Origin of the sequence: Lutibacter sp., from assembly GCF_040883305.1 — a bacterium.
Lineage (GTDB): Bacteria > Bacteroidota > Bacteroidia > Flavobacteriales > Flavobacteriaceae > Lutibacter.
In genome coordinates, this window is record NZ_JBFLKT010000313.1 from 1 (window position 1) to 3,982 (window position 3,982).

The window sequence follows — 3,982 nt, forward strand, 5'->3', positions numbered from 1 at the left end:
ATTACTCCATCTAAAAAAATTATATCTGTATTATTATCAACTAAAACCATGGTTAAAGCTACATCTCTTTCAAAAATACCATTAACACGTGTCATTGTTGTTGCAATAGCCGATAAAACAGCCCCTTTTTTAACAGCTTCTGTTTCGGTTTCAGCTACACCTTGTTGTGTAAGATGAAATTGGGCATACTCTCCAGTAGTTGCAACTGCCAGCCTATAAGTCCTTAATTTACCATCATTTGCATTTTCAACTTTAGCAGATGTATTTTGATTTAGATTATTAGGAGTCTTATTAGCAGAATTGTAATCGTCAAATTTACAGACAAAGTCTTCTTCTGGTGTTGGTGCATCAGATTTATTATAAACTAAATAAGATTTTCTATTTTTAGTATAAGGATCAATAAAAGTTGATTCATAAGCATTTTTTAAGGTCATAGCATTCAAACCTGCTGCAGTAACGCTAAACCGAATGGTTGTGCCAGATTTGTTCAAACTAGTACCAATATAAGATTTTATATTTGGATATTTTTTTTGAAGATTTTCTGCTAGAATAGGAGTTTCAAAAATTTGAAAGTTTTCTAACTCTCCATTACTATTTGGAAAATTTAAAATAACATTAGAATTTTTTAAACCATCTTTTCTTTTTGGGGCGTTTTTTAATTTATTTTTTAACGATTCTAAATCTAAATCATATACTTTATATTTTTTTGGTATAGATTTTCGCGCTATTTTTAAAGATGAATTTTTTTCTGATATAGATTTTTTAGACCAAATATTAGTCGATTTTTGAGCAGAAGCCATAAAATACTGGCTTGTAAAAAAAATAAAGAGCAAAAAAAATCTAATATTAATATATCTCATGCGTATGTTTTTTTATTTATTGGCAACCTACAAATATAAATTATAATAATTTGAACACAATTATAATGCCTTTTAATTATTAGATTTAACTTATATTTAATTAAATAAAGTATTTTTGCCACTTTATAACACTTAATTTAGTTTTCTAATTTTGAAAATTTTCACTAATTTATCTAATTTTAAATCAACCAATAAAACTTTTGTTACCATTGGTACTTTCGATGGTGTTCATATCGGACATCAAAAGGTGATTAAAAAATTAATTAAAAGTGCTAAAAATAATAATGCTACAGCAGTATTGCTTACTTTTTTTCCGCATCCACGGATGGTATTGCAAAAAGATTTAGATATTAAATTAATTAATACCATTGAAGAGCGCACAGAATTACTGGAAAATTTAGGATTAGATATTTTAGTAATACACGAATTTTCTTTGGAATTTGCAAAACTATCGGCCTTAGAGTTTGTAAGAAATATTTTAGTAAATACTTTAAATATTTCGAGATTAGTAATTGGTTACGATCATCATTTTGGAAAAAATAGAGAAGGTAATTTTGAACAATTACAAGAGTATGGCCACACCTATAATTTTAAGGTGAAAAAAATTTCTCAAAAAGAAATTAGTGATATAACGGTTAGTTCTACAAAAGTTAGAAATGCTATTGAAAAAGGTGAAATAGTAAAAGCAAACAGCTATTTGGGTTACAACTTTATGTTAACTGGTATTGTGGTTGAAGGAAAAAATTTAGGTGAAAAAATTGGATTTCCAACAGCTAATTTACATATTTCAGAAACCTATAAACTAATCCCAAAAACAGGCGCATATATCGTAAAATCTAACATCCAAAATAAAGTTGTTTTTGGAATGATGAATATAGGTTTTAGACCAACAGTTAGCGGTGTAAACCAAACTATTGAAATTCATTTTTTTAATTTTAATTCTCGAATTTATGGTAAAAAAATTCAAATTGAAGTGTTGAAATTTTTAAGAGAAGAACAAAAATTTAATTCTGTTGAAGCTTTAAAGAATCAATTGGCAAAAGATAAAAAAACAAGTGAAAATTATATTAACGGCATTCTTTTTGAATGAATATAAATTATGAGAACAATTTTAATAGTATGTATGATGTTTATGATTTCTTGTAAATCTAATTATACGGTAAGTCAACATATAAACCAAGAAGTAACAACCTGTCCAGAAAATGGTACTTGTTCTATTGAGCTAATTCCTAATAAAACTATTGTTTTTGAAAAGGATAATATTGGCATATTGTATCCAGTTATTTCGGAAGGTGATAAAACAATTTTAAAATATACCTACAAAAGAAATGAAATTCCAAATACACAAGATGGTAATTATATCGAAATTGTATATGCTGAATTACCTACAACTATAGCTCCAATTAAATTATCCAATGAAGCCCTTCAAGATATAAAATTATATTTTGGTAGATTGTGTTATTGCAAAGGAGAAACAGGTTATTTTGCAATAAAAAATGGCGATTTTAAGCTTACTAAAAACGATAAAAATTCATTCAATATCGACTTTAATTTCAAGGTTTCTGAAGTACCTCAAATAATTTCAGAAATTTCAGCAACTATTTCTTTAAAATCAAATTAAACTATTTAGTTCCTTTTATCAGCAATTTATTAAATTTGCCATTCAATAAAAGGAAAGAACAATGTTACAAGTTGCATTTATTAGAGAAAACACAGAAGCTGTTTTAAAAGGTTTAGAAAAAAGAAATTTAAAAAACGCTGCTGATTTGGTTGCAAAAACCATTGCTGCCGACGAAAGTAGGAGAGCAATTCAAACCGAATTGGATGCGGTTTTGGCAGAATCTAATAAATTATCAAAAGATATTGGGCAATTATTTAAATTAGGCGAACGTTCAAAAGCTGAAATTTTAAAACAAAAAACGGTTTTATTAAAAGAAAAATCTAAAGATTTAACAGAAAGCCTTCAAAATAAAGCAATAGAATTACAAGAATTGTTGTATTTAATTCCTAATATTCCAAATGATATTGTTCCTGCAGGTTCTTCAGAAGAAGACAATTTAAATGTATTGCAAGAAGGAGAAATTCCAGTATTGCACGAAGGTGCTTTGCCTCATTGGGAATTAGCAAAAAAGTATGATATTATTGACTTTGAACTTGGAAATAAAATTGCAGGAGCAGGTTTTCCAGTATATAAAGGAAAAGGCGCAAAATTACAACGTGCATTAATCAATTATTTTTTAGATAAAAATACCGAAGCTGGTTATAACGAGGTTCAGGTGCCGCATTTAGTAAATGAAGCTTCTGGATTTGGAACCGGGCAATTGCCAGATAAAGAAGGGCAAATGTACCACGATGCACAAGATAATTTGTATTTAATTCCTACAGCAGAGGTACCTGTAACAAATATTTATAGAGATGTAATTTTAAAAGAAGGTGATTTTCCAATTTTAAATACTGCTTATACGCCTTGTTTTAGACGCGAAGCCGGCTCTTACGGAGCTCATGTGCGTGGTTTAAATAGATTACATCAATTCGATAAAGTTGAAATTGTTAGAATTGAACATCCAACTAAATCTTACCAAGCTTTAGGCACTATGGTAGATCACGTAAAAGGAATTTTAAAAGAACTAAATTTACCATTTAGAATTTTACGTTTATGCGGTGGCGATATTGGATTTACAGCAGCATTAACTTACGATTTTGAAGTGTTTTCAACCGCACAAGATCGTTGGTTAGAAGTTAGTTCTGTTTCTAATTTTGAAGCATTTCAGGCAAATCGCTTAAAACTTCGCTTTAAAAATAGCGAAGGTAAAAGTGAATTAGCACATACTTTAAATGGTAGTTCTTTAGCATTGCCACGGATATTGGCAGGTTTGTTAGAAAATTGCCAAACACCTGAAGGAATTAAAATTCCGAAAGCTTTGGTGCCATATTGCGGATTTGAACTAATTAATTAGCACTAACTGTTATCATTTTTTTGTAATGATTCATTTCAATTAAGGCATCAAAGTATTTATTGATTTGTCCTTTCTTCATGAATTTTAAAGATTTCTTTTTTGCAGTTTCGTATTGTTTGATTAATTCTTTCATTGTGTTTATATTTATTGTTTTTTAAATGTCAC

General features: G+C 28.5%; 4 protein-coding genes and 1 pseudogene. 3 read left to right on the top strand and 2 right to left on the bottom strand.

Features of this window, described 5'->3' with window-relative positions:
* A pseudogene (locus AB1Z17_RS09970) lies at nucleotides 1–800 on the bottom strand (hypothetical protein); the annotation flags it as partial.
* A 211-nt stretch (nucleotides 801–1,011) separates the two neighbouring features.
* Here AB1Z17_RS09970 and AB1Z17_RS09975 point away from each other — a divergent pair.
* The 3 genes from AB1Z17_RS09975 (at nucleotide 1,012) to serS (ending at nucleotide 3,817) form a co-directional block, all read left to right on the top strand.
* A complete protein-coding gene (locus tag AB1Z17_RS09975; protein WP_368051656.1) occupies nucleotides 1,012–1,950 on the top strand; it encodes a bifunctional riboflavin kinase/FAD synthetase in 939 nt (312 codons plus the stop codon).
* Nucleotides 1,951–1,959: 9 nt separating this feature from the next.
* Complete coding sequence (locus tag AB1Z17_RS09980) at nucleotides 1,960–2,481, top strand: hypothetical protein (RefSeq protein WP_368051657.1); 522 nt, start codon at nucleotides 1,960–1,962, stop codon at nucleotides 2,479–2,481.
* A gap of 61 nt (nucleotides 2,482–2,542) precedes the next feature.
* On the top strand, nucleotides 2,543–3,817 hold the full coding sequence (gene serS / locus AB1Z17_RS09985; RefSeq protein WP_368051658.1) for a serine--tRNA ligase: 1,275 nt from the start codon (nucleotides 2,543–2,545) through the stop codon (nucleotides 3,815–3,817).
* Here the strand turns inward: serS and AB1Z17_RS09990 are convergent.
* Nucleotides 3,810–3,950 (bottom strand): hypothetical protein, encoded by a 141-nt coding sequence (locus AB1Z17_RS09990; protein ID WP_188703955.1) that lies wholly within the window; start codon nucleotides 3,948–3,950, stop codon nucleotides 3,810–3,812. The two genes, serS and AB1Z17_RS09990, sit on opposite strands and share 8 nt — an antisense overlap.
* Between the last annotated feature and the right edge of the window lie 32 nt (nucleotides 3,951–3,982).

Coding starts and splice junctions, on each gene's coding strand:
- AB1Z17_RS09980 (WP_368051657.1), top strand. CDS start 1,960: ATGAGAACAATTTTAATAGTATGTATGATGTTTATGATTTCTTGTAAA.
- serS (WP_368051658.1), top strand. CDS start 2,543: ATGTTACAAGTTGCATTTATTAGAGAAAACACAGAAGCTGTTTTAAAA.
- AB1Z17_RS09990 (WP_188703955.1), bottom strand. CDS start 3,950: ATGAAAGAATTAATCAAACAATACGAAACTGCAAAAAAGAAATCTTTA.